Annotated in this window: 22 protein-coding genes; 12 read left to right on the top strand and 10 right to left on the bottom strand. The window is 68.7% G+C overall.

Going from position 1 to position 23,822, the window contains the following annotated elements:
* Positions 1–55: 55 nt before the first annotated feature.
* The gene (locus tag LTV02_RS04745) at positions 56–1,891 is read right to left on the bottom strand and encodes an ABC-F family ATP-binding cassette domain-containing protein (protein WP_233038695.1); all 1,836 of its coding nucleotides are present in this window, start codon (positions 1,889–1,891) and stop codon (positions 56–58) included.
* A 315-nt stretch (positions 1,892–2,206) separates the two neighbouring features.
* Here LTV02_RS04745 and LTV02_RS04740 point away from each other — a divergent pair, with 315 nt between their 5' ends.
* The 3 genes from LTV02_RS04740 (at position 2,207) to LTV02_RS04730 (ending at position 4,487) form a co-directional block, all read left to right on the top strand.
* Positions 2,207–3,097 carry an ABC transporter ATP-binding protein gene (locus LTV02_RS04740; protein WP_233038694.1) on the top strand — a complete coding sequence of 297 codons (891 nt, stop codon included), beginning with the start codon at positions 2,207–2,209 and terminating at the stop codon, positions 3,095–3,097.
* A gap of 49 nt (positions 3,098–3,146) precedes the next feature.
* Entirely contained in the window at positions 3,147–3,926 is a 780-nt protein-coding gene (locus LTV02_RS04735; RefSeq protein WP_233038693.1) for an ABC transporter permease subunit, read from the top strand.
* A gap of 69 nt (positions 3,927–3,995) precedes the next feature.
* Positions 3,996–4,487 (top strand): GbsR/MarR family transcriptional regulator, encoded by a 492-nt coding sequence (locus tag LTV02_RS04730; RefSeq protein ID WP_067707585.1) that lies wholly within the window; start codon positions 3,996–3,998, stop codon positions 4,485–4,487.
* A gap of 4 nt (positions 4,488–4,491) precedes the next feature.
* On the opposite strand, the gene LTV02_RS04725 is transcribed toward LTV02_RS04730, so the two are convergent.
* The 3 genes from LTV02_RS04725 to zapE all read right to left on the bottom strand — a co-directional run bounded on the left by LTV02_RS04725 (position 4,492) and on the right by zapE (position 7,139).
* Positions 4,492–5,037, bottom strand: a complete 546-nt coding sequence (locus LTV02_RS04725; RefSeq protein ID WP_233041480.1) for a tyrosine-protein phosphatase — start codon at positions 5,035–5,037, stop codon at positions 4,492–4,494.
* A gap of 129 nt (positions 5,038–5,166) precedes the next feature.
* A complete protein-coding gene (locus tag LTV02_RS04720; RefSeq protein WP_233038692.1) occupies positions 5,167–5,973 on the bottom strand; it encodes a tyrosine-protein phosphatase in 807 nt (268 codons plus the stop codon).
* A 137-nt stretch (positions 5,974–6,110) separates the two neighbouring features.
* A complete protein-coding gene (gene zapE / locus LTV02_RS04715) occupies positions 6,111–7,139 on the bottom strand; it encodes a cell division protein ZapE (protein WP_233038691.1) in 1,029 nt (342 codons plus the stop codon).
* Positions 7,140–7,174: 35 nt separating this feature from the next.
* Between zapE and LTV02_RS04710 the strand changes: the two genes are divergently transcribed.
* From LTV02_RS04710 to msrB, 4 genes are all read left to right on the top strand, one after another.
* Positions 7,175–7,948: a pyrimidine reductase family protein gene (locus LTV02_RS04710; RefSeq protein WP_233038690.1), complete on the top strand. Its 774-nt coding sequence runs from the start codon at positions 7,175–7,177 to the stop codon at positions 7,946–7,948.
* Positions 7,949–7,980: 32 nt separating this feature from the next.
* Positions 7,981–9,543, top strand: a complete 1,563-nt coding sequence (locus tag LTV02_RS04705; protein WP_233038689.1) for an alpha/beta hydrolase — start codon at positions 7,981–7,983, stop codon at positions 9,541–9,543.
* Positions 9,544–9,638: 95 nt separating this feature from the next.
* On the top strand, positions 9,639–10,937 hold the full coding sequence (locus LTV02_RS04700) for a glycosyltransferase family 87 protein (protein ID WP_084534573.1): 1,299 nt from the start codon (positions 9,639–9,641) through the stop codon (positions 10,935–10,937).
* A gap of 26 nt (positions 10,938–10,963) precedes the next feature.
* The gene (gene msrB / locus LTV02_RS04695; RefSeq protein WP_233038688.1) at positions 10,964–11,404 is read left to right on the top strand and encodes a peptide-methionine (R)-S-oxide reductase MsrB; all 441 of its coding nucleotides are present in this window, start codon (positions 10,964–10,966) and stop codon (positions 11,402–11,404) included.
* Between the two features lie 72 nt (positions 11,405–11,476).
* Here msrB and hemQ read toward each other — a convergent pair whose 3' ends face one another.
* Both hemQ and LTV02_RS04685 read right to left on the bottom strand, forming a co-directional pair.
* Complete coding sequence (hemQ, locus tag LTV02_RS04690) at positions 11,477–12,172, bottom strand: hydrogen peroxide-dependent heme synthase (RefSeq protein ID WP_067707567.1); 696 nt, start codon at positions 12,170–12,172, stop codon at positions 11,477–11,479.
* Positions 12,173–12,463: 291 nt separating this feature from the next.
* Positions 12,464–13,111 (bottom strand): hypothetical protein, encoded by a 648-nt coding sequence (locus LTV02_RS04685; protein ID WP_233038687.1) that lies wholly within the window; start codon positions 13,109–13,111, stop codon positions 12,464–12,466.
* 103 nt (positions 13,112–13,214) lie between these two features.
* Between LTV02_RS04685 and LTV02_RS04680 the strand changes: the two genes are divergently transcribed.
* Both LTV02_RS04680 and LTV02_RS04675 read left to right on the top strand, forming a co-directional pair.
* Complete coding sequence (locus tag LTV02_RS04680) at positions 13,215–14,171, top strand: serine/threonine dehydratase (protein ID WP_233038686.1); 957 nt, start codon at positions 13,215–13,217, stop codon at positions 14,169–14,171.
* 170 nt (positions 14,172–14,341) lie between these two features.
* A complete protein-coding gene (locus tag LTV02_RS04675; RefSeq protein WP_233038685.1) occupies positions 14,342–14,821 on the top strand; it encodes a hypothetical protein in 480 nt (159 codons plus the stop codon).
* 22 nt (positions 14,822–14,843) lie between these two features.
* On the opposite strand, the gene LTV02_RS04670 is transcribed toward LTV02_RS04675, so the two are convergent.
* The gene (locus LTV02_RS04670; protein ID WP_233038684.1) at positions 14,844–16,196 is read right to left on the bottom strand and encodes a protoporphyrinogen oxidase; all 1,353 of its coding nucleotides are present in this window, start codon (positions 16,194–16,196) and stop codon (positions 14,844–14,846) included.
* Positions 16,197–16,522: 326 nt separating this feature from the next.
* Positions 16,523–17,590, bottom strand: a complete 1,068-nt coding sequence (gene hemE / locus LTV02_RS04665; protein WP_233038683.1) for a uroporphyrinogen decarboxylase — start codon at positions 17,588–17,590, stop codon at positions 16,523–16,525.
* A gap of 158 nt (positions 17,591–17,748) precedes the next feature.
* Here hemE and LTV02_RS04660 point away from each other — a divergent pair, with 158 nt between their 5' ends.
* The 3 genes from LTV02_RS04660 to LTV02_RS04650 all read left to right on the top strand — a co-directional run bounded on the left by LTV02_RS04660 (position 17,749) and on the right by LTV02_RS04650 (position 20,828).
* Positions 17,749–18,294, top strand: coding sequence for a DUF3000 domain-containing protein (locus LTV02_RS04660; protein WP_067707540.1), 546 nt, complete (start codon positions 17,749–17,751; stop codon positions 18,292–18,294).
* 206 nt (positions 18,295–18,500) lie between these two features.
* A complete protein-coding gene (locus tag LTV02_RS04655; protein ID WP_233038682.1) occupies positions 18,501–19,751 on the top strand; it encodes an HRDC domain-containing protein in 1,251 nt (416 codons plus the stop codon).
* 291 nt (positions 19,752–20,042) lie between these two features.
* A complete protein-coding gene (locus LTV02_RS04650; protein WP_233038681.1) occupies positions 20,043–20,828 on the top strand; it encodes a CPBP family intramembrane glutamic endopeptidase in 786 nt (261 codons plus the stop codon).
* Between the two features lie 19 nt (positions 20,829–20,847).
* On the opposite strand, the gene LTV02_RS04645 is transcribed toward LTV02_RS04650, so the two are convergent.
* Both LTV02_RS04645 and dxs read right to left on the bottom strand, forming a co-directional pair.
* Positions 20,848–21,651, bottom strand: a complete 804-nt coding sequence (locus LTV02_RS04645) for an enoyl-CoA hydratase (protein WP_233038680.1) — start codon at positions 21,649–21,651, stop codon at positions 20,848–20,850.
* A 114-nt stretch (positions 21,652–21,765) separates the two neighbouring features.
* On the bottom strand, positions 21,766–23,733 hold the full coding sequence (gene dxs / locus LTV02_RS04640; protein WP_233041478.1) for a 1-deoxy-D-xylulose-5-phosphate synthase: 1,968 nt from the start codon (positions 23,731–23,733) through the stop codon (positions 21,766–21,768).
* Positions 23,734–23,822 lie beyond the last annotated feature (89 nt).

Here is a 23,822-nt window from a genome sequence, read left to right as displayed (position 1 = left end):
AAAGCGTGCCGGAATGACGGAGGACGGGAGGCAACGGGGGCGGGGAAGGCTGGGATCAGGCCGAACGAGACAGTGGTTCGGCGGGATCGATTCGGCCGGCGCGCAATTCGAGGCGACGGCCCTCGAAGCGTGCGCGCATGCGGCGGTCGTGGGTGACCAGGACCACCGCGCCTGGATAGCTTTCCAGGGCTTGTTCGAGGTCTTCGACCAGGGCTGGGGAGAGGTGGTTGGTCGGCTCGTCGAGGAGGAGCAGGTCGGCGGGATCGGTTACCAGTCTGGCCAATTCGATGCGGCGGCGTTGGCCGTAGGAGAGTTCGCCGATGCGCAACTCCAGTTCGGACGGGCGGAACAGGCCCAGGGCGAGCAGGGGTTCGGCGTGTTCGTCCGGGTAGCCGACCTTGCCGGCGGCGAACGCCTCGAGCACGGTCATGGCGGCGGGCCACGGCGAACCCTCCTGCCGTAGGTGACCGACCCGCCCGCGCACCGTGACCGTGCCCGCATCCGGGGCGAGATCGCCCGACAGCAATCGCAGCAGGGTGGTCTTGCCCGCGCCGTTGGGGCCCGTGACCAGCAATCGATCACCGTAGCCCACCCGCAGCCCGGCCACGTGGAGACGGAAATCGACTGTGACAGCGGACAATTCCGCAATCACATCCGGCACAACGACCGGATCCGAGTCGGCTCCCGCCGCACGATCGACCGCCACCGCCGAGCGGTCGGTCGGCACCACGGAGCGTTCGATTGACGACGCGCCGGTGGCTGGGCCGGACCGCAGCCCGGTCACCGTCGCGGGTTTCGACGCGCCCACGCCGTTCTCCGTGTCGGTCGGCGCATCTGCCCGCTCCGCAGGGATGGAGCCGCTGAACCGCAGCCGGTCCGGCGGCGGGGCTACCGGTTCGGCGGTCAGTCGCGCCAGGCGCTCCTTGGCGTTGCGGATGCGGCCCATCGCGCCGTGGTCGCGGCCGCGGGCACGGAAGGGGCCTGCGGCGAAGACGGCGAGGGGGAGTTTGCGCGGGATCGCTTCCAGGCGGGCCACATTCGACTCGGCCAGGCGTTTGCTGCGGGACAGTTCGGCATTCCAGCGGTCGAATTCCATTTGCTGCCTGCGGCGTTCGGCGGCCTTGGCGGTGAGGTAGCCGGTGTAGCCGTTGCCGTGGCGGGCGACGCGGCCCGCTTCGACTTCCAGGACGATCGAGGTGATGCGGTCCAGGAACACCCGGTCGTGGGTGACGGCGACGACGGTGCCGCGGTGCGAACGTAGTTGGCGCTCCAGCCATTCGACCGCGGTGTCGTCGAGGTCGTTGGTGGGTTCGTCGAGCAGCAGCAGTTCCGGGGCGGAGGCCAGGACGCCCGCGAGGGCCAGGCGGCGGCGCTCGCCGCCGGAGAGGGTGCCCAGTGCGCGGGTGCGGTCCAGGCCCGGCAGGCCCAGGCCGTGCAGCGCGGCTTCCACCCGCGCTTCGGCCTGATATCCGCCGCGTGCCTCGAAGCGTTCGAGCAGGCGGTCGTAGCGGGCCAGGCGATCGGTGAGCGGACCGGGGGCGACCAGCGCCTGTTCGGCCGCGCGGAGCTGCAGTTCCATTTCGCGAATGTCCTTCAGCGCCAAGTCGATCGCGTCCGCCACGGTCGCGGCGAGCGGCAGTTCCAGGGTTTGCGTCAGGTAGCCGATGCCGCCCGGGAACTGCACGATCAGCTCACCGTTGTCGGGCAGGTCGCGGCCCGCCATGAGCCGCAGCAGAGTGGATTTGCCGGAACCGTTGTCGCCGACGATGCCGGCCTTCTCCCCCGGCCGGATGGACAGGGAGACCGCGTCCAGCACGAGGCGGTCATCGAAACGCCGGGTGACCTCGGCGAGGGTGAGCTGGGAGACGGTGGGGCGTGGGAGGGTAAGCAAGGGAGCCTCCTGTTCTCGGCATGCCGGAACACGAACGAGCGCGGCGGATGCCGGATGGATGGGGAGTCCACGCGAAAGACACACGCCCGCAGGCGGTTGCGTGGGATGACGGATCGACGCGGAGCAAAGCTCAACGCGGCGACCGGATTACATCAACAAAGTTCCCATGAGGTTTACGAAGGTATCCCGGCGGATTGCGCCCGTCAACCGCGATTCAGGTCACATCCCCACGGTTGACAAGTTCTGCTTGTTCAGTCAATACTGAACACATCGCACCTACAGAACATAATGTGGGTGGCAGCGAAGGAGTTAGAGATGACCGCCCCCGCAATCCGCGTCGCAGGTCTGACCAAGCATTACGGCAAGAACGTCGCGCTCACCGACCTGAACCTGGAGGTCGCGCCGGGCGAGGTGTTCGGCTTCCTCGGCCCCAACGGCGCGGGGAAATCCACCACCATCCGCATCCTGCTGGACCTGATCCGGCCGACCGCCGGGCGCGTGGAGATCTTCGGCATCGAACCGCGGACCGGCGGGGCGGAACTGCGGCGGCGCATCGGCTACCTGCCCGGCGAGCTCACCCTCGAGGGCCGCAATACCGCGCGAGACCTGCTGAGCTTCCTCGCCGATCAGCACGGGAACGTGCCCACGGGACGGATCGAGGAACTGGCCGGGCAGCTGGATCTGGACCTGGGCAAGAAGGTCGGGGCGATGAGCAAGGGCAACAAGCAGAAGGTCGGCATCGTCGCCGCCTTCATGCACCGGCCCGACCTGCTCATCCTGGACGAACCCACCTCCGGGCTGGATCCGCTGCTGCAGCAACGGTTTCTGACGCTGGTCGAGGAAGCCAAGGGCAACGGCCAGACGGTGTTCATGTCCTCGCACATCCTCAGCGAAGTGCAGCAGACCGCGGACCGCGCCGTCATCATGCGCGCCGGGCGGCTGCTGGGCACCGAGAACGTCGAGGATCTGCGCAGCCGCGCCCCGCGCTCGGTCGAAATCGTGTTCGGGGAAACGGTTTTCGCCGACGACTTCGCCCGGCTCGGCAACGTCAAAGATGTCGTGGTGGACGGAAACACCCTGCGCTGCACCACCGAAGGCGAAGTGGACGCACTGTTCAAGACGGCCGCCAAATACCAGCTGGTGAGCGTGCTGTCCACCGAACCCGATCTCGAAGAGCTGTTCTTCGACCTGTACGAACGCCGCTGAACCCCTCCCCCGCCAGCATCGAAGTCTTTTCCGCACAAAGGAATCCGTCATGACCCGCTCGGTTTTCACCCAGACTCTGAAGGAACAGCGGCGCGCGCTCATCGGCTGGTCGGCCGGCCTGGCCATCGTGCCGATGATGTACCTGCCGTCCTACCAGTCGCTCAAGGACCAGGGCTCGCTGAACATCAAGCAGAACGATATGTACACCGCGATGGGCATGAGCGATTTCGCCAGCGCCACCGGGTATCTCAACTCCACCATCTTCTCGCTGATGGGCCTGCTGCTCGTCGTGATCTTCGCGGTCACCATGGGCGCGCGCACCGCCGCGCAGGAGGACAGCGGCACCCTGGATCTGCTACTGGCGCAACCGATCAGCCGCGGTTCGCTGCTGCGGCAGCGGTTCGCCGCGCTGGCCGTGCAGATCGTGATCGTCACCGCCGTGCTCGGGCTCGGCGTGCTCGCCGGAGCCGAGGCCGGCGCACTGGACGTCCCGGCGGGCAATATCCTCGCCGCCGTCGCCGGACTCGGACTGCTCGGATTGGCCGTCGGCGCACTCACACTCATGGTCGGCGCGGTCACCGGCAAGCGGGCCATGACCCTCGGCCTGGCCGCGCTGCTGGTGGCCGGCGGCTACCTCGCCAACAGCCTGGGCGCGTTCGTCGACGGGGCCACCTGGCTGCAGCGGCTGTCGCCGTTCCACTACGCCGTCGGCGACGCGCCGCTGGTGAACGGCTGGAACGCCGGCAACCTCGCCGTCCTACTGGCGCTGGCCGCCGCCGCGATCGCGGTGGCGCTCACCGTCTTCGACCGCCGCGATCTCGCGGTCTGACCGTCCCCTCGGGGTGGGTTCGCCGAACCCACCCCGATTTCCCGTATCCGAGGAAGGAATACTGCAGCCATGACCAGCGCAACCCCCGAACAGCCCACGCCCACCGACGCCCAACTGGCCTTCGTGGAGGATTTCGCGCTCGTACTGGAACGCATGGGCCTGGTCCGCATGGTCGGCCGCACCGTCGGCTGGCTGCTGGTCTGCGATCCGCCGCAGCAGACGTTCAACCAGATCGCCGAGGCGCTGCAGGCCTCCAAGGGTTCGATCTCCAGCGCGCTCAAGACGCTCACCACCATGCACTGGGTGGACAAGACCACCCGCCCGGGCGATCGCCGCGACTACTACTCGGTGCGTCCCGGCATCCTGCCCGAACTCACCAAACGCCAGAGCGGCATGTACGACACCCTCACCCAGATGACCTCGCGCGGGCTGGCGCTGTTCGAGGACCCGAACGGCGAGGACGCGGCGCGGGTGCGCGATATGCACGAGTTCTTCGTCTGGATGGGCAAGGAACTGCCCGCCCTGCTCGACCGCTGGGATGCCGAACAGGGCGCGAAATAGGCTGTCAGGACAGCATTTTCGCCTTCAGGGCGGCGATGTCCGCGTCGGTGAGTTTCAGGCCGTCGTGGACGTAGTCGTCGAAGCTGCCGTAGGTCTGGTTCACCTGGTCGAACGCGGCGTCCAGAGCTGAGGGGACGACGCCGTTGAGGGCATCGCCCGGCGCGGCATCGCGGTAGTAGTTCGACAGCAGGTAGTCGTACATCACGGTGTCGCGGTCCACGCCGAGGATGGTGAGCAGGACCGCGGACATCCAGCCGGTACGGTCCTTGCCCGCCGTGCAGTGGTAGAGGACGGTGCCGTCGGTGGTGTCGATGATGTTGTGCAGGATCGAGGCGAAGCCCTCGTTCGCGCCCGGAGTGGTGATGAAGGCACGGTACAGGTCCGCGCCGGCGCTGAAGGTGGACAGCATGACCTGGGGCGGGGCCTGGCCGATCACGTCGTCGAGGTTCGGTACCGCGCCCGCGGGCACCCGGTCGGGGGCCATCGCGACTTCATAGCCGGTCCGCAGGTCGTCGTCGAATTTCAGATTGTGGGCGGTGAGCCAGGCCAGGTCGGCGTCGGTGGCCTTGGACAGTTCACCGGTACGGAAGACCAGGCTGGTGTGTCACGGGCGTCGGAAATGTGCCGAGCGCCGGGCAGCGGGGCTGTCCGGCGCTCGGCGGGAACGCGAATCGGGTTGTCAGGCGAGCAGTTTCGCCTTCAGCGCCGAAATATCGTCGGCGGTCAGCTTCAAGCCGTCGCGGACGTAGTTGTCGAAGCTGCCGTAGCTCTGGGCGGCCTGATCGAAAGCCGAGTCCAGGGCCGCGGAGATGACGCCGTTCATGGCATCGCCGTCCTTGGCGTCGCGGTAGTAGTTGGAGAGCATGAAGTCGTAGTAGACGGTGTCCTTGTCGACTCCGAGAATGCTCAGCAACACCGCCGAGGTCCAGCCGGTGCGATCCTTGCCGGCGGTGCAGTGGAACAGGACCGCGCCGTCGTTGTGGGCGATATCGCGCAGCACGGACGCGAACGCCTCGTTCGCGCCGGGCGCGGTGATGAAGGCGCGGTAGAGGTCGGTGCCCGCGGACAGGGTGGAGGCCATCACCTGCGGCGGAGCCTGGCCGATCACATCGTCGTGGAAGGCGGTCGCCCCGGCCGGGATCTTGTCCTTGCCCATCAGCTGCTGCTCGTAGGAGGTGCGCAGGTCGTGCACCGAACGCACGTTCTTGCCGGTCAGCGCGGCCAGATCGGCATCGGTGGCCTTGCTCAATTCGCCGGTGCGGTAAACCAGTCCGGTGCGCACGGTGTGACCGTCGGCGGTGCGGTAGCCACCGGCGTCACGGGCGTTCACCACGCCCTGCAGGGCCAGCGAACGGCCATCGGTGTTCACCACGACGGCACTGGTCGCGGCGGGCGGCTCGGCGGCGAACGCCAGGGCGGGGGACGCACCGAAAGACAGGGCGGCGGCCATGACCACCGAGGCCCCGAGCATGCGGGGTCGAATCACGCGAACTCCCTTCAACAGACGCCCGGCGGGGTGTGCCGGGCAGGCGGCCCGCGACGATCACGGGACGCGAAACTCGGTTCCCCCCTGCGTCGTTCCGCCGCACACGAGGGTGCGCGGCGGAATCGACGAGGCGTGCTTCAGGATGCGGTGGCCGCCGGGACCTCGAAACGGGACAGGGCCAGCAGACGGGAGATGGCGCGCAGGTACTTCTTCTTGTAGCCGCCGTCCAACATTTCCTGGGTGAAGATCTGATCCAGCTTCGCGCCCGACACGGTGACCGGGGTGCCGGCGTCGTAGAGCCGGTCGGCCAGCACCACCACGCGCAGCGCGGCGACCTGATCCGGCACGGTGTGCAGGCCCGAGATGTAGACCGCGGACACGCCGTTGATCAAAGCGCCGTAGCGGGACGGGTGCAGGGTGCTCAGATGCTTCAGCAGCTCGTCGAAATCGTCGAGCGTGGAATCCGGTGTGGCGGCGGCCTTTTCGACCAGCAGCGCGGGCGAGGTCGGCTCCGGGGCGGGCGGCAGATCGCGGTGGCGGTAGTCCGGGCCGTCGACGCGGATGGTCTCGAACAGCGAACCCAGCTTCTTGATCTCGCGCAGGAAGTCCTGGGCGGCGAAACGGCCCTCGCCCAGCTGGCCCGGCAGCGTGTTGGAGGTGGCCACGATGGACACCCCGCGCGCGGTCAGCTCGGTGAGCAGGCGCGAGACCAGCATGGTGTCGCCCGGATCGTCGAGCTCGAACTCGTCGATGCACAGCACGCTGTTCGAGGACAGCCGCTCCACCGAATTGTTGAAGCCCAGCGCGCCCACCAGATTGGTGACCTCGCCGAAGGTGCCGAAGGTCTTGGGACCGGGCACGGAATGGAAGATCGAGGCCAGCAGGTGGGTCTTGCCCACGCCGAAGCCGCCGTCCAGGTACAGGCCGATGCCGGAGACCGGCTTCTTCTTGCCGAAGAGGCCCTTCTTGTCCGCGGCCTTGCGCAGTTTGGCGACCTGGCCGGCGAACTCCTCGGCCTTCTTCACCGTGGCAGCCTGGGTGGGCTCCTTGGGATCCGGGATATACGAAGCGAAGCTCACCTCGTCGAAGGTGGGCGGGGGAACCATCTGGGCCACCAGCTGGTCAGCCGGAACCTCCGGGTGGCGATCGACGAGGCGTTGTTGCACGCAAATAGCCTAGAGACGTGGTGTAGTGGCTTCTCATGCAGCGTATGCCAATTGCGACCCAGCTCACAGATCTCACCCATGACGACCTGGTCCGGCTGTACGCCTACCCCGCCACGCTGACCGCGCCGTGGATCCGGGTCAACTTCGTGACCAGCATCGACGGGGCGGTGAGCATCGACGGGCGCTCGGGCGGGCTGGGGACGCCAGCGGACAAGACGGTGTTCCGGCTGCTGCGCGATCTGGCCGATGTGGTGCTGGTCGGGGCGGGGACCGCGCGGGCGGAGAACTACGGGGCGGCGCATACCGACCAGCGCTTGCGAACCCGGCTGTACCACCACGGTTTCGGCGGCGATCCCGATGGCGCGGCGCCGCGCATCGCGGTGGTGACGGCGAGCGCCGCCCTCGATCCGACCAGTCGGTTGTTCACCGATACCGGGGCCCGGCCGATCGTCATCACCACCGCCGACGCGCCCGCCGAACGCAAACGCCTGCTGACCGACGCCGGGGGCGAAATCGTGGAGGCGGGCGAGAGCTCGTGCACCGTCACCGCCATCCGCGACGCGCTCGCAGCGCGCGGACTGCCGCGCGTGCTGTGCGAAGGCGGCCCCGCGCTCTTCGGTGAACTGCTCACCGCGCACGCCGTCGACGAACTCTGCCTCACCACCTCCCCGCTGCTGGTCGGCGGCACCGAACGGCGAATCGCGGTGTCCCCCAACGCCACGGCCACCCCCATGAACTGCCGTCATCTGCTCGTCGACAGTGACGGCACCGTGCTCACCCGATGGGAACGCGCCCACACCCAGAGCTGAAACCGCTCGCCGGACCTGGCAGGCTGTAGCGCATGCGCTGGACTCGGGCCGCTCTGCTGGCGTCGACACTTTCGATCCTGGTGACCACCGGCTGTGGTGCCGGACCCTCGGACCGTCCCGCCGTCGCGGTGGAACGGCCGCATCAGGCCGGGGCCGTGGAGACGAACGCGCCGTCGAAACCGGACCAGCCCGCGCCCGAAGTGCCCAAGACCGAACTGAACTGGCACGACTGCGCGACGCCGACGTTCAACCTGCTCGCCCTCGGCGCGCCGCCCGCGGGGCTGATCCTGGAATGCGCGGAGTACACCACGCAGGTCGATATCGCCGGGACCGTGGCGGGGAACTTCCGGACCGCGGCCATGCGCGCCCGCTACGACAAGACGCCCAAGGACGCCGCGCCGCTGGTGCTGACCTCCGGCAACGACCGGTCCTCGACGGCCACGCTGGCCGGGCTGGCGGCCGGACCGACGGCGGCGCTGCTGACCTCGCGGCCCATCGTGGCGGTGGACCGGCGCGGCATCGGCAGTTCGCAGGCGGTCAACTGCATGACCAACGAGATTCGCCGGATCATCAACGATCAGGGGCAATTCACGCGCGGCGCAACCGATCCCGTGGACGCGGTGGGCGAGGCCAGCCAGGACGCCACCATCGCCTGCCTGGACTTCCTCTCGCCCGCGCAGCAGACCTTCGACGCCGCGCACGCCGCCGACGATATCGAGCAGCTGCGCAAGCAGTGGCAGGTCGATCACATCGCACTGCTGGGCACCGGCAGCGGCGCGAACGTGGCGCTGAGCTACGCGCGCAAGTACGGGGATCATCTGGCGCGGCTGCTGCTGGATTCGCCGCAGGCGGTCGGGCTGGACGCGGTCGGGCGCGCCGAACTGAAGGTGAAGGGCGCGGAGGCGGCGCTCACCGCGTACGCGCAGCGTTGCACCGCCCTGAAATGCGCGCTGGGCGCCGATCCGCGCGGCGCGGTGGCCGAACTGGTGAAGCGGGCCGGAAACGGCGAATTCGGCGATCTGTCGGCCGCGGTGCTGGTGACCACGCTGAGCGGGTTTCTCGGCAATCCGCTTGCCGTGCAGAACAACACCGTCACCGAATTCGCCGATGCGCTGGCCGCGCTGGGGCGCGGGGATCGGGGGCCGTTGCAGCCCTATGTGCTGAAAGCCAATTCGGCCATCGCCAGCGACGGTGAGTACGTGAACCGGTGCAGCGACAATTCGCAGCCCGCGTCCTCCGCGCGCGCCAAGGAACTCTCCGGCACCTGGGGCGGGCAGTACCCGGTCTTCGGCCGCGTCACCGCCATCGGACTGATGGCCTGCTCGGCGTGGCCGGCCGCCGCCGTCATGCCCCTGCCCGAAAAATTCGACAAGCCGGTGCTGATCCTCGGCGGCAATGCCGATCCGGTCACCGGCCAGGACGGCCGCCCCTCGGTGAGCGGCGCGCTCGGCACCGCCGGGGCCCGCACCTCCACCGTCGTCTGGCAGGGCTGGGGCCACCCGAGCTTCTCGCACTCCGGGTGCGTGCAACAGAACATGGTCGACTACCTGAAGGAAGCGAAGCTCCCCGCCGACGGAACGGCCTGCCCGGCCTGACCCCACGGCCCCGGCAGGGGCAACCCTGTGCCGCGGGGCACGTTTTCGGCGGGTCCGCGCAACCTCGAGCGCGGTTTCCGGTGTACCGTGCCCGAGTGTTCCTTCGCCAGCTCGAGCCCCGCACCGCTCGCACCACCGCCGAGGTCCTGAACTTCGCCTTATGGCCGTTCGCGATCCTGACCGTGATCAACCGGGTGTTCATCAAGGCTGTCAACGGGTACATCACCAATGACTTCCGCCCCGTCTACGACGCGTCGTTGAACTTCCTCAACCATCGCGCGATCTACGGGGCGAACTTCAACTCGACCGATCCGCACTACCTGTACCCGCCCAGCGGGACGCTGCTGATCGCGCCGCTGGCCATCGTCGACCCGGAGAAGTCGCGGTGGCTGTTCATCCTGGTGAACGCCGCCGCCATCATCCTGGCCGGGTATCTGCTGCTGCGGCTGTTCAACTTCACGCTGAACTCGGTGGCCGCGCCCGCGCTGCTGCTGGCCATGTTCATGTCCGAAACCGTCACCAACACCCTGGTTTTCACCAATATCAACGGCTGTCTGCTGCTCGCCATGGTGGCGTACTTCCACCTGCTGCTGAAGCGCAAGGACCTATGGGCCGGGGTGGCATTGGGATTGACCATCGCGGTCAAGGGGCCGTTGCTGGCGCCGCTGCTGTTCATTCCGCTGGTGCGCGGGCAGTGGAAGGTGTTCATCACCGCCCTGGGCATTCCGGTCGCATTGAACCTGGCGGCCTGGCCGCTGATCGTGGACTACAAGCAGTTCTGGTCGCACACCTGGCCTTACATCATGGAGTCGCGGGACTACTTCAACAGCGCCATCGTCGGCAATGCCGGGTACTACGGCGTCGCGGACTGGCTGACCTGGACCATCCGCATCGCCATGGGCGTGATGGTGCTGGCCATCCTGTGGATCCTGTACCGGTACTACCTCGAGGACGAGGTGTTCTTCGTCTGCACCACCTCCGGCGTGCTGATCGCCGGTGTGCTGCTGCTCGGCTCGCTCGGCCAGATGTACTACTCGATGTTCCTGTTCCCGCTGCTCATGACCGTGGTGCTGAAGAATTCGACACTGCGCAACTGGCCGGCGTGGGTGGCGGTGTTCGGGTTCATGTCCTACGACAAGTGGCTCTCGGATCGCTGGCAGTCGCCGGGCCGGACCCTGGAATACCTGCGCGTCACCTTCGGCTGGGGACTGCTGCTCATCGTCATCTTCTGTGTGCTGGGCGAGCGCTACCTGACCGCCAAGCGCGAAGGCCGGTTGCAGGCGGGCAAATCCCTGGATCCGGCGTGGATGCATCCGGAGCAGCGGGAAGCGCCGGTCACGAGCAATGGCCGTGCGCGCCATGCCGAACCGGTCGCGCAGGGCACCGGACACTGATCGCGGCGAAGTATTAGCGTAGGGGCATGAGTGCTTCCGATGCCGATACTTCGCGACCGCGAATCCAGCTCACGCCGCAGGAGTGGCGCGCCAAGCTGAGCCCCGAGGAGTACGCGGTGCTGCGGGAGGCGGGCACCGAGCGGGCGTTCACGGGTGAATACACCGATACCGAGACCGAGGGCGTGTACGCCTGCCGGGCCTGCGGGGCCGAATTGTTCCGCAGCAGCGAGAAATTCCATTCGCACTGCGGGTGGCCGTCGTTCTTCGATCCGGCCGATTCGGACGCGGTGATCCTGAAGGCCGATGATTCGCTCGGCATGCGACGGGTGGAAGTGCTGTGCGCCAACTGCCACAGCCATCTCGGGCACGTGTTCGAGGGCGAGGGATATCCCACGCCCACGGACAAGCGCTACTGCATCAACTCCATCTCGCTGCGCCTGCACCCCTCGGACGAGGCAGCGAAGTAGGTCGCAGGAATCTTACGGAGCGAACGCGATTCCCCGCATGCCCCGAATTGTCCGGGCATGCGGGGAGCAAACTCAGGGCAGCGACGCGATCAGCTGCTCGATCTCCACGCGCGGACCGGTGAAGAACGGAATCTCCTCGCGCACATGCAACCTCGCCTCGGTGGCGCGCAGATCACGCATGAGATCCACGATGCGATGCAGTTCCGGGGCCTCGAAGGCGAGCAACCACTCGTAATCGCCGAGCGCGAAGGACGCGACCGTATTGGCGCGCACATCCGGGTAGCCGCGAGCCGCCTTGCCGTGATCGGCGAGCATCTTGCGGCGCTCCTCGTCCGGCAGCAGGTACCACTCGTAGGAGCGCACGAACGGGTACACGCAGATGTAGTTGCCCGGCTCCTCGCCCGCCAGGAACGCGGGGATGTGGGACTTGTTGAATTCGGCCGGGCGATGCAGAGCGGCATTGGACCACACCGGGTTCGAGGCCTGGCCCAGTTCGGTGGTGCGGCGGAAATCGGCGTAGGCGGCCTGGATCTCCTCGATCTTCTCCGCGTGCCACCAGATCATGAAATCGGCGTCGGCGCGCATGCCGGCCACATCGTAGATACCGCGCACGATCACGCCGCGCTCTTCCAGAGAGTCGAAGAACTCGCGGGCCTCCTTGACGGCGGCCGCACGGTCGTCGCCGAGCACACCGGGCTCCACCTGGAACACCGAGAACATGAGGTAGCGGATGGTGTCGTTGAGGGCCTTGTAGTCGAGTCGCGCCATGGCACCCATCGTGCCACCCGGGGGCCGCGGGTCCGGCGGCGCACCCCGGCCGGCGCCGGTGCGGCCAGGCGTTCCAGCAGCAGCAGACCGTAGAGCAGCAGCAGCCATTCGATGACGTACAGCAGCGGGAAGACGGACGCGGCCACCGACCACACCTTCGGAACGGCCTCGGCCAGCCGCGCGATCATCGCTCCCCTTCCCCGGCACCGGCGGCGCCAAGCGTTCAGAAGCGATATCGCGCGGCCGCGCGGGCGTGTTCACAGCGGGCGGTCACGGACCGGCAACACGGGGTCAGGGGCGGGCGGACCAGGAGGCGATGAGGCGGCGCAGGCCGTCGCGGAAGATGTCGTCGCTGACGGTCAGGCGGGCCACCTCGTCGAGATGGGTGCCCAGCACCGGGAATTCGTCGGGGTCCAGGGCGGCCAGGGACGAACGGGCGCGCAGCAGTACCGATTTGCGGTCGCGGTGTTCGATGAGCGCGGCGCAACCCAGGGTGTAGAGGTACATTTCGCGGTAGGCCAGCAGGGCGTCCTGGACGCTGAGGCCGGCGGCCATATTGTCGGCCAGTTGAGGTTCGGTGAGGCGGGACAGCAGGCGCGGGCCGAACCAGGAGCGGGAGCCGCGCAGCAGCACCAGACCCGGGCGGGTGCCGAGCAGTTCGTACCAGGCGGTAAAACGGTTTTCGGTCACCTCCGCCCAGGTCCCGGAGCCGGCGGGGATCTCGGGCAGGTGGTCGGCGAGGTGATCGGCGAGCAGGTCGAGCAGGCCCGCGAAATCTCCGCCACCCCGGCGCACCACCGTGGTGTGCGACACGTCCAGATAGTTCGCGATGGCGCGGAAACTCAGTTCGGCGCCGCCCTTTTCGCTGATGATGGCCAGTCCGGCGTGCGCGATGGCCTCCGGTGTCGCCTCGTCGAGCGACTTCGACTTCCTGGGCATGTCACCAGCGTAAGTTACAGTGTAACTATCCGATACCGCGGGCCCGGAGTGTCGCCCGGGCTGTCCGTATCGTCCGAATCCGCATCGAAGCGAAGGAAGTGCAGTGCATCCGACTTACGCAGACGTGAAAGCGGCCGCCGACCGAATCGCGGGGCACACCCGTCCGGTGGTGCTCACGCCTGCCGACCCGGGCACCGTGCCCGCACCCGGCGGCGGGCAGGTGTGGTTCGCGCTCGAGCATCTGCAGTACACGGGGAGCTTCAAAGCCCGCGGGGCCGCCAATTTCATGCTGGCGCATCAGGAATCCGGTGACCTGCCCACAGTGGGGGTGACCATCGCCTCCGGCGGGAACGCGGGCGTGGCCTGCGCGTGGGCCGCCGGGCTCGTTGATGCCGCCGCCACCGTCTTCCTTCCCACCGCCGCACCGGCGGTGAAGGTCGAGCGCCTGAAATCCCTGGGCGCGCACGTCATGTCCGGCGGCGCGGCCTATGCCGACGCGGCCGCCGACTGCGAGCGCTATGCCGCCGCCACCGGAGCCCTGCGCTCGCACGCCTACGACGATCCGTACATCGCCGCCGGCGCGGGCACGCTGCTGGACGAAATCGTCGCCCAGCTACCCGGTCTGGACACCGTGGTCGTCGCGGTCGGCGGCGGCGGACTCTTCACCGGGATGGCCGTAGCCGCCGCCCACCACGGCATCCGCGTGGTCGCCGCCGAACCGGAGAACTGCCGCGCCTTCAACGCCGCCCTCGCCGAAGGCCACCCCGTCGACGTCCCCATCGACTCCATCGCCGCCGACTCCCTCGGCGCCACCCGCACCTCCGAAATGGCCCTGACCGCCGCCGCACTCGCCGACGTCCGCTCGGTCCTGGTCACCGACGAGCAGATCATCGCCGCCCGCAAACTGCTCTGGACGAACCGCCACCTCCCCGTGGAACACGCCGCCGCCACCGCCCTGGCCGCCCTCCGCTTCGGGGCCTATGTGCCCCGTCCGGGCGAGCGAGTGGCGATCGTCCTGTGCGGCGGCAACACCGACACCACGGACCTACTCCCCCGCTGACCCATCCGCCACTTCAGGCGCGCGCCGGGGCCGCTCGAGGCGGGTGCTGGAGCGGGGCCGGTTTAGGCAGATCTACTCAGGGGGTCGAGTAGCCGGGCTCATCCGGCGGGTCGCCCTTGTTCAGCAGGATCGAACGCGTTGCCAGTCCCCCGACGCGGAAGGTCCCCCTCATGAATCGGTCATTGCTCGTCATCAGTCAGATCGTGGTCGTTCTGCTCGCCATCGCGGTGCGGATGCTCGCGCCGGGGTGGTGGTTGGTCATCATCATCCTGAGCTTCGGGCTGGTCGCCGCGGTCTCGCTCGCACCGCTGCTGCTGGCCGCCATCATGGCCACCGTGTTCGCGCCGTCGTTGCGCCCGCACACGCTCGTCGCCCTCGTTGCAGCCGATCTCGCGGCGCTGTCCTTCGCGCTCACCATGACCGACTTCACCGATCAGTCCGACGACCACCTGGTCCCCTTGGCCGCGTTGATGACGGGGGACGGGAACGTCTCCGCTTCCGCGGCAAGCATTTTCGACTCGGTCGCGGGGTGGTCCTTCATCGTCGGCATCGTCGCAGGTATCGCCGTGGCGATCCTATCCGTTGTCGATCATGTTCGCGCCGGGCGGGCGGACCGGGCGCAGCAATTCCTCACGCCGGCGGTCGGGTGAGGCGTGGTCGATCGGGATCGGGTCAGCGGTGGCCGAGGTCCTCGAGGATGCGTGCTGCGGCGGCGGTGCCGGTGGCGGCACAGGCGGGGACGCCGACGCCGTCGAGGTAGGAGCCTGCCAGGGCGAGGGCCGGGAGATCGGCCGTGGCCGAACGGAGATCGGCGATTCGGGTGGTGTGGCCGGGGGCGTATTGGGGGAGGCCGCCGGGCCAGCGTTGGACGATCGCCTGGGTGGGGTGGACTGTCGCGCCGGTGACAGTGGCGAGGTCCTCGCGGGCTGCGGCGATGAGTTCCTCGTCGGACCAGGTCAAGGGGGTGGCCGCGCCGTAGCGGCCGAAGGAGGCGCGGACCAGGGCCACGTCTCGGGACGCCAGGTGGGGCCATTTGCGGCTGGAGAGGGTGAATGCCTTGGCGCGCAGGGGTTCCCCGGTGGCGACCAGGATGCCTGAGTTCTCGGGGAGGTCGGTGTCGGCGGGGAGGGCCATCGCGACTACCGCCGAGGAGGCGAGTTCGATTCCGGCGAGCAGTTCGCTTGCGGCGGGGGCGATCCCGGCGAGCAGGGCGGCGGTGACCGGGGCCGGGGTGGCCAGGATCACGGCGTCTACCGTGCCGACGGGATCGATTTCCCAGCCGGTGGGGGTGCGGCGGAGTTCGGTTGCGGTGGTTTCGGTTTCGATCTTGACGTCGGCGGCGGCGCGGAGGGCTTCCAGGAGGACGCCGTAGCCGTCGCGGATGCCGCCGAAGACGGGTGTCGTGGAGGGGGCGGGCACGGCGGTGGCGATGGCCGCGGTGAGGCTGGGGGCGCCGCCGTCGAGGGCGGCGGCGAGGGTGGGGAGCGCGGCGCGGATGCCGATCGTATTGGCAAGGCCCGCATAGACTCCGCCGAGCAGCGGGTCGACGCTGCGGTGCACGACCTGTTCGCCGAAGCGATCCCCGACCAGGGCCGCGACCGAGATGTCGTCGCCGGGCGACCAGTGCAGGGGGCGTTGGGGTTCCGTGGCGACGCGGGTCAGGGTGTCGGCGTCGACGAGCCCGGTCACCGCTTCCGGGCCGGCGGGGATGCCCATGAGCGTGTCGGCGGGCAGCGGATGGGAGGTACCGCCCGACCAGATCAGCGGCCGCCGTCCGGTGGGGTACACCAACTGGTCTTCGATGCCGAGTTCGCGCATGAGCGAGGGGATTTCGGGCCGGCGGCCGACGAACGCCTCCGCACCCAGATCCACCGGATCACCGGCCAGCTCACCGGTACGCAGGATGCCGCCGATACGGGCGCGCCGTTCGATCAGGACCAGATCCGCGGCTGATCCCAGCGCCTGACGCAATCGATACGCGGCAACCAGTCCACTGATTCCGCCACCGACCACCGCGATCCGCATCGAGCACTCCTCGTCACTCCGTGATCGCCGCGACCCGCTCCCGAACACCGGGCCACAACGTCACAGCCCGCACCTCACCGTCGAGCCGCTACACCCGCCAACCTACTCCCGCCCCACACTGTGACCTGCGCCCGGTATGCGCCGATCCCCCGCCACCGCCGCGAGTTGCCGAACCCCGGCAGCAGACGTGACTGCCCCGCCGAGTCCGCAGAAACAAGACCTGCTGGCGGAGCGCATCTCGACCTGATCCGATGCTGCACGCCCCACGAACGACAGCGGCCCGCGTCTGGTGGACGCGGGCCGGTGCGGTGGATGAGCGGCGCTGGTTACAGCGGGGCGGGGAGGCTGTGGATCAGGGCGACGGTGTCGGTGATCACGGTGGGGTCGGTGGCGGGGAGGACGCCGTGGCCGAGGTTGAAGATGTGGCCCTTCGCGCCGAGGGTGATGGCCTCGTCGGCTTCGTGGGCGATGCGGCGGACCTCGGCTTCGATGGCGGTGGGGCCCGCGAAGAGGACGGCGGGATCGAGGTTGCCCTGCAAGGCTTTTCCGGGGCCGACGCGGCGGATGGCGTCGGTGAGCGGGATGCGCCAGTCGACGCCGACCACGTCCGCGCCGGCTTCGCCCATGGCGCCCAGCAGTTCTCCGGTGCCGACGCCGAAGTGGATGCGCGGAATGCCCGCGCCGGCCAGTTCGGTGAAGACGCGTTCGGAGTGCGGCATCACGTATTCGCGGTACTGGGCGAGGGAGAGCGCACCGGCCCAGGAATCGAAGAGCTGCACCGCGTCCACGCCCGCGTCGATCTGGGCGCGCAGGAATTCGATGGTGATATCGGTGAGCACCCCGAGCAGCTCGTGCCAGGTGGCGGGATCGGCGAGCATCATCGCCTTGGTGCGTTCGTGATTCTTCGACGGCCCGCCCTCGACCAGATAGGACGCGAGGGTGAAAGGCGCACCGGCGAAACCGATGAGCGGAACCTGATCGAGTTCGTCGAGCAGCAGTTTGATGCCCGCGGTGACCGCACCCACTTCCTCGGCGCGCAGCCGCGGCAGCGCGCGCACATCGGCGGTGTCGCGCACCGGGTTCGCCACCACGGGGCCGACGCCCGCCACGATATCGAGGTCGATGCCCGCCGCCTTGAGCGGAACCACGATGTCGGAGAACAGGATTGCCGCGTCCATATCGTGGCGGCGGATCGGCTGCATGGTGATCTCGCAGACCAGCTCCGGATCGAAACAGGACTGCAGCATGCCGATTCCCGCGCGCAGTTCCCGATACTCCGGAAGGGACCGACCGGCCTGTCTCATAAACCACACCGGACGCCGATGCGGAACGCCACCCTTCGCGGCGACGAGGAAGGGTGCGTCGGTCAACTGGCGGCGGCTGTGAGTGCTCATCACGAGCCATCGTAAAGGGGCATGACGGCGCGCCTCGCACGACTCCGGCCCCCGGCGGTCTACCGTTGCCTTCCGTGGCACCGCTCGACTTCCGCGACGGCGCCGCACCGACCCCGGAACCCGAAGAACCCCCAAGGTTTCGCGCCGCGGTCGATGCGATGGGAACCGCAACCGTTCACCCTCGGATCGAGCTCGCTCCGATCCGCCCGCCCCAGCGCCTGGCTCCTTACTCCTACGCGTTAGGTGCGGAAGTCACGCGACCCGACACCAATGTGGTGCCCGTCGACTCCGACGGGGACGCGTTCGGGCGGCTCATCCTGCTACACGACCCGAACGGGCAAGAGGCCTGGCACGGGGTGTTCCGGTTGGTCGCCTACATCCAGGCCGACATCGATTCCGCGCTCGCCGCCGACCCGCTGCTGCCCGAAGTGGCATGGAGCTGGCTGGTGGACGCGCTCGAATCACGCACCGGCTACACCGCGCTCGGCGGGACCGTGACCTCCACCAGTTCGGTGCGCTACGGCGATATCGCCGGGCCGCCGCGCGCGCACCAGCTGGAACTGCGCGCGTCCTGGACGGTCGGCGACACCGAGATGCGCCCGCACGTCGAAGCCTTCGCCGAAGTCCTCGCCTACGCCTCGGGCCTGCCGCCCGCCGGCGTCACCCGGCTGGACGTGCGGCGCGGCGGCGCGGACGACGACTAGGTCCCGCCGCCGCTCCCGCCGTTCGTGGTGGTCAGTGTGATTTTCCCCTCCGCGACGGGGCGTTCGGACGCGGATGAGAACTTCTGTACCGCAACGAAACCGGCGGCGGGCACGTACGATTCCGAACAGCGCACAGCCGCGTGCCGGTCAGCCGATTATCGACGGGACGCGGGCCCATTCCCGCCCTACCCGTAAAGTTCAAGACCATGTCCGTACCAGAAGAACCCGAAGCCACCGTCGCGGTCCCCTTGCTCGCGCCAGTGGACGGTGTGCCGCCGGTATTGGACAACCCCGCCCAAATCGCCGACGCCGCGCGCCGCTTGGCCGCCGGCACGGGTCCGCTGGCGGTCGACGCCGAACGCGCTTCCGGGTTCCGCTACTCCAATCGCGCCTATCTGATCCAGTTGCGGCGCGCGGGCGCGGGCAGCTTCCTCATCGATCCGGTGCCGGTGGACGAGGCGCTGACGCCGCTCGCGGACGCCATCAACGGCCTGGAATGGGTGCTGCATTCCGCCGATCAGGATCTGCCCGGGCTGGCGGAACTGGGGCTGTACCCGGCGCGGCTGTTCGACACCGAACTGGGCGGGCGACTGGCCGGATACGAGCGGGTCGGTCTGGCCGCCATGGTGGAACGATTGCTCGGGCGCGAACTGCGCAAGGGGCACGGGGCCGCCGACTGGTCCACCCGCCCGCTGCCCGACGAGTGGCTGAACTACGCGGCCCTCGATGTGGAGCTGCTGCTCGAACTGCGCGACGCGGTCGCGGTGGAACTCGAACTGCAAGGCAAAACCGATTGGGCCGCGCAGGAATTCGAGCACGTACGGCTGGCCGAACCGTCCGCACCGAAGGCCGATCGCTGGCGGCGCACCTCCGGCATCCACACCCTGCGCCGCACCCGCCAGCTCGCCATCGTGCGCGAATTGTGGACCACCCGCGACCGGCTGGCCCGGCTGCGCGATGTGGCCCCGGCCCGCATCCTCCCCGACTCCGCCATCGTTTCCGCGGCGACCGGCGAACCCAAGACCATCGCGCAGCTGCGCGCGCTGCCGATCTTCGGCGGGCCCAGACAGCGCCGCTACTCCCGCGAATGGCTGGGCGCGGTCGAGCGCGCCCGCGCCCTGCCCGACACCGAGCTGCCGCCGCTCACCCAGCCGTTCGACGGCCCGCCGCCGGTGAATCGGTGGGAACGGCGCGATCCGGCCGCCGCCGCCCGCCTGCAGAGCGCCCGCGCCGCCATGACCGAGCTGTCCACCGAGGTATCGATCCCGGTCGAGAATCTGCTCACCCCCGATCTGCTGCGCCGTATGTGCTGGGACGGGCTCCCACTGACCGTGACCAATGGCGACGCGCCGCGACTGATCGACGACTATCTGGCCGCCGGCGGCGCCCGCGCCTGGCAGCGTGAACTCGCCGTCCCCCGGCTGGCCGCCGCCCTCTATCCCGCGCCCAAGGCCTGACCCGAGCCCGCATCAGGGTCTGGCCTGCCCGCCCGAGCCCTCACCTCGGGCCGCTCGTCTGGCGCGGGCCTCGCTCCGAAGTCCGGCCTCGGCGGCCGACGGGAGCAGCGGCGCCACCCGGCCCCGACGCTGCGGCGTGGTCCCCTCCACCGTGGCGAAACATTCCGCAGCACAGGGCAAATTGCCGGTGGCCGGACGAAAGTCCTTGTGGCAATGGACGGAGCGGGTGGCGAATCGCGTGTTTCGGATGAAATCACCGGCCGCCATGTCTGACGCGTCTAGGTTTTGGCCATGAGCGCGTCGCACATCAACGCACCGGTCGTGGCTGCCGGTCGGCGGCTGTCCTATCCGAAGTTCGCCGTGATCGTTCTCGCCTACCTCGTCATCATCCAGGGTGGCGGGATTCTGATGCGGCATCTCAGCGGCGAGGACGACTTCCTGTCCACGCGTGCGGTGCTCTACAGCATGATCATTCCGCTCGGCGCGGCCTTGGCCTTCACCTACGGCGTGATCGCGTATCTGGGCTGGATGCGGCCGGTGCTGCGCGACGAGCGCCCCACCCGATCCTGGGTTCGCGTGGTGCCGATCGTGTTCGCCGTGGCCATCGCCGGTGGCATCGGCTACAGCGCCCTCGCCGAGAAAGGCTGGCTGTACGTTCTGGTCCTGCTCATCGCCACCCAGTTCGTCGGCTGGGGCGAGGAGGGCATGTTCCGCGGCATCGGCGTCGTCACCCTGCGCGCACACGGCCTCACCGAAGGCCGTGTCGCCCTGTGGTCCAGCCTGATCTTCGGCGCGGTCCACCTGACCAACGCCCTCACCCACGGCGCGTCCGCCCTGCTCCAGGCGATCATGGTCAGCCTCGCCGGCTACTTCTTCTACCTGATCCGCCGGGTCAGCCGAGGCAACGTCCTCAACTCGATCACCCACGGCCTCTTCGACTTCACCCTCCTGAGCGGCACCGCCATCCTGGCCGACCAGACCTTCTACCCGGGCACCCTGCTGCCGATCCTGTTGTACCCGGTGCTCGCGGTCGTCCTGCTGATCGGCCGCAAACGCATCGAACCGGCGGCCGCCTGACCCGGCCGGGGCGCGCTGGTCAGTGTTCGAAGTGGGGTGGGCGGCGGTCCTTGCGGGCGCGGATGGCTTCGTCGAAGTTGTCGGTGGTGAGGCGGACGTAGAGCTGGGCCATGCCCTCGTGCTGCATGTGGGATTCGAAGCTGCCGGCTTCCAGGCCGGACCAGAGCATGCGTTTGGTGAGTTCGGCGCCGACGCGGCTCCAGCGCAGGATCTCCTCGGCGGTGTCGTAGGCGGTTTCCAGGAGTTTGTCGCCGGGGACGACGCGGGAGACGATGCCGATGCGTTCGGCTTCGGTGGCGTCGACGTCGCGGCCGGTGAGCATGATCTCGAAGGCGCGGGTGGAGCCGATGGCGCGCGGCAGGGTGTAGCTGATGCCGAGTTCGGCGGAGGTGAGGCCGTTGTTGATGCCGGCGGCGCGGAAGTAGGCGTCCTCGGCGGCGATGCGGATATCGGTGCCCATGGCCAGGCAGAAGCCGCCGCCGATGGCCGCGCCGTTGATGGCGGAGATGACCGGCTGGTGCATGCGGCGGAGGGTGAGCATGACGTTGTTGAGCAGGTCCATGGAGCGGCGGGCCACCGTGGTCTTCGTCAAGCCCTCCACGCCCGGGACCTTGCCGGCGTGCTGCAGGTCCGCGCCGGAGCAGAAGCCGTGGCCCGCGCCCGTCAGCACCACCGCGCGCACCTCGTTGTCCGCCGCGACCGCTTCCAGGGTTTCGCGCAGCGGGATCATCACGTCGAATGCCATGGCGTTCATGCGATCCGGGCGATTGAGAGTGACCAGGGCGATGCCCGGGCGCGGCTTGTCGACGAGGACGAATGTCATGCGGACTCCTGACCGGAAAACTGTAACCGGTTACAGAATCTACGCGAGAACCGCAGCGCGGGATACGAAAAACGGGCGGCACCCAAGGGTGCCGCCCGTTCACTCGAACCTTGCCTACTCCGCGAGCGCGCGCTCCGCCGAATCCGCGACGGGTGCGGCTTCGGCTTCCGCCATCGCCTTGTCGGCCTCGGCGCTGTCGCCGAGCCAGCCGTGTACGCGGCGGGCGATATCGCCGGGGGTGAGGCCGAGTTCCTGGCGGACCTGGGTGATCGAGGCGTGGTCCAGGAAGCGCTGCGGGACACCGATATCGCGGGTGGGGACGTCCACGCCGGATTCGCGCATGCGCGCCGAGACCGTGCTGCCGATGCCGCCGTGCAGTCCGCTGTCCTCGAGGGTCACCACCAGGCGGTAGTTCTCGGCCAGCTTCACCACGGTGTCGGAGACCGGCAGCACCCAGCGCGGGTCGATGACGGTGACCGAAACACCTTCGGCGGACAGCAGATCCGCGACCTTCAGCGCCAGGTCGGCGAACGCGCCGACCGCGACGAGCAGGACATCGCCGTGCGCGGACTGGGCGGACCCGGCCTGGGTGTCGGGCAGGCGCAGCACGTCGACGCCGTCGCAGCGTTCGACGGCCGAGATCTCCTCGGCCACAGCGCCCTTGGGGAAGCGGATGGCGGTCGGCCCGTCGCTGATGTGCAGCGCCTCGCCGAGCTCCTCGCACAGGGTGGCGGCATCGCGCGGGGCGGCGACCCGGATGCCCGGGATGATGCCGAGCACCGACAGATCCCACATGCCGTTGTGCGATGCGCCGTCGTCGCCGGTGATGCCCGCGCGGTCCAGCACCAGCGTGACCGGGAGCTTCAGCAGCGCCACGTCCATGAGCAGCTGGTCGAAGGCGCGGTTCAGGAACGTGGAGTAGATGGCCACGACCGGATGCAAGCCGCCCAGCGCCATACCGGCCGCGGAGGTGATGGCGTGCTGTTCGGCGATGCCGACGTCGAACATGCGCTCGGGAAAGCGATCCCCGAACGATGACAGACCGGTCGGTCCCGGCATGGCGGCGGTAATCGCCACGATGTCGTCCCGCTGCTCGGCCTGCGCGATCAATTCCTTGGAGAACACCGAAGTCCAGCTCGGCCCGGCCGAACTGCTCACCGGCTCACCGGTTTCCGGATCCATCTTGCCGACCGCGTGCATCTGGTCGGCCTCGTGCTCCTCGGCGAGCTTGTACCCGCGCCCCTTCTGGGTGACCACGTGCACCACCACCGGACCGCCGAAGTCCTTGGCGCGCCGCAGCGCACCTTCGAGAGCGACCGTGTCGTGCCCGTCCACCGGGCCCACGTACTTCAGCCCGATATCGCCGAACAACTCCTGCGGCGCGACGGCATCCTTTATCCCGGTCTTGATGGCGTGCAGCATCGAATACGCCGAATCCCCGACCCGCGGAATGCTCTGCACGATCCGCTTGGTGGCGTCGAGGGCGTGCTCGTAGGCGGGCTGCATGCGCAGTCCGGCCAGCCGATCGGCCAAACCGCCGATGGTCGGCGCATAGGACCGCCCGTTGTCGTTGACCACGATGACCACCGAGCGATCCTGCCCGGCGGCGATATTGTTCAACGCCTCCCAGCACATGCCGCCGGTCAGCGCGCCATCACCGACGACCGCCACCACCGACCGCTTCTGCCGGGTCAGATCGAACGCCTTGGCCAGCCCGTCGGCATAGGACAGCGAGGCCGACGCGTGCGAGGACTCGACCCAGTCGTGCGCGCTCTCGGCGCGGCACGGATACCCGGACAGCCCGCCCTGCTTGCGCAGCGTGTCGAAGCCGTCCTTGCGTCCGGTCAGGATCTTGTGGACATACGACTGGTGACCGGTATCGAAGATGATCGGGTCGGCAGGCGAGTCGAATACGCGATGCAGCGCGATGGTGAGCTCGACGACACCCAGGTTCGGCCCCAGATGCCCGCCCGTCGCCGCGACTTTGCGCACCAGGAACTCGCGAATCTCCTCCGCCAACTCACGCAGCTCCGGTACCGACAGCCGGCGCAAGTCCTCGGGCGTGTCGACCCGGGAAAGCACTCCCACGGCTATTGCTCCCTCCGGATGTCTCCTGTGTTTGCAACAGTCTACGGAGCCCCGCCCGACCCCCGACGCCAGGAACGAAACCC

Source organism: Nocardia yamanashiensis, from assembly GCF_021183565.1.
Taxonomy (GTDB): Bacteria; Actinomycetota; Actinomycetes; order Mycobacteriales; family Mycobacteriaceae; genus Nocardia; species Nocardia yamanashiensis.
This window is presented reverse-complemented; position numbering and strand designations above follow the sequence as displayed.

Bases quoted from the DNA above. Each gene is read 5' to 3' on its own strand.
- hemE (WP_233038683.1), bottom strand. From the start codon at position 17,590: ATGAGCACTCACAGCCGCCGCCAGTTGACCGACGCACCCTTCCTCGTC.
- LTV02_RS04710 (WP_233038690.1), top strand. From the start codon at position 7,175: ATGCAGCGTATGCCAATTGCGACCCAGCTCACAGATCTCACCCATGAC.
- LTV02_RS04735 (WP_233038693.1), top strand. From the start codon at position 3,147: ATGACCCGCTCGGTTTTCACCCAGACTCTGAAGGAACAGCGGCGCGCG.
- hemQ (WP_067707567.1), bottom strand. From the start codon at position 12,172: ATGGCGCGACTCGACTACAAGGCCCTCAACGACACCATCCGCTACCTC.
- msrB (WP_233038688.1), top strand. From the start codon at position 10,964: ATGAGTGCTTCCGATGCCGATACTTCGCGACCGCGAATCCAGCTCACG.
- LTV02_RS04685 (WP_233038687.1), bottom strand. From the start codon at position 13,111: ATGCCCAGGAAGTCGAAGTCGCTCGACGAGGCGACACCGGAGGCCATC.
- LTV02_RS04650 (WP_233038681.1), top strand. From the start codon at position 20,043: ATGAGCGCGTCGCACATCAACGCACCGGTCGTGGCTGCCGGTCGGCGG.
- LTV02_RS04675 (WP_233038685.1), top strand. From the start codon at position 14,342: ATGAATCGGTCATTGCTCGTCATCAGTCAGATCGTGGTCGTTCTGCTC.
- LTV02_RS04670 (WP_233038684.1), bottom strand. From the start codon at position 16,196: ATGCGGATCGCGGTGGTCGGTGGCGGAATCAGTGGACTGGTTGCCGCG.
- LTV02_RS04730 (WP_067707585.1), top strand. From the start codon at position 3,996: ATGACCAGCGCAACCCCCGAACAGCCCACGCCCACCGACGCCCAACTG.
- LTV02_RS04660 (WP_067707540.1), top strand. From the start codon at position 17,749: ATGGGAACCGCAACCGTTCACCCTCGGATCGAGCTCGCTCCGATCCGC.
- LTV02_RS04705 (WP_233038689.1), top strand. From the start codon at position 7,981: ATGCGCTGGACTCGGGCCGCTCTGCTGGCGTCGACACTTTCGATCCTG.
- LTV02_RS04645 (WP_233038680.1), bottom strand. From the start codon at position 21,651: ATGACATTCGTCCTCGTCGACAAGCCGCGCCCGGGCATCGCCCTGGTC.
- LTV02_RS04655 (WP_233038682.1), top strand. From the start codon at position 18,501: ATGTCCGTACCAGAAGAACCCGAAGCCACCGTCGCGGTCCCCTTGCTC.
- LTV02_RS04740 (WP_233038694.1), top strand. From the start codon at position 2,207: ATGACCGCCCCCGCAATCCGCGTCGCAGGTCTGACCAAGCATTACGGC.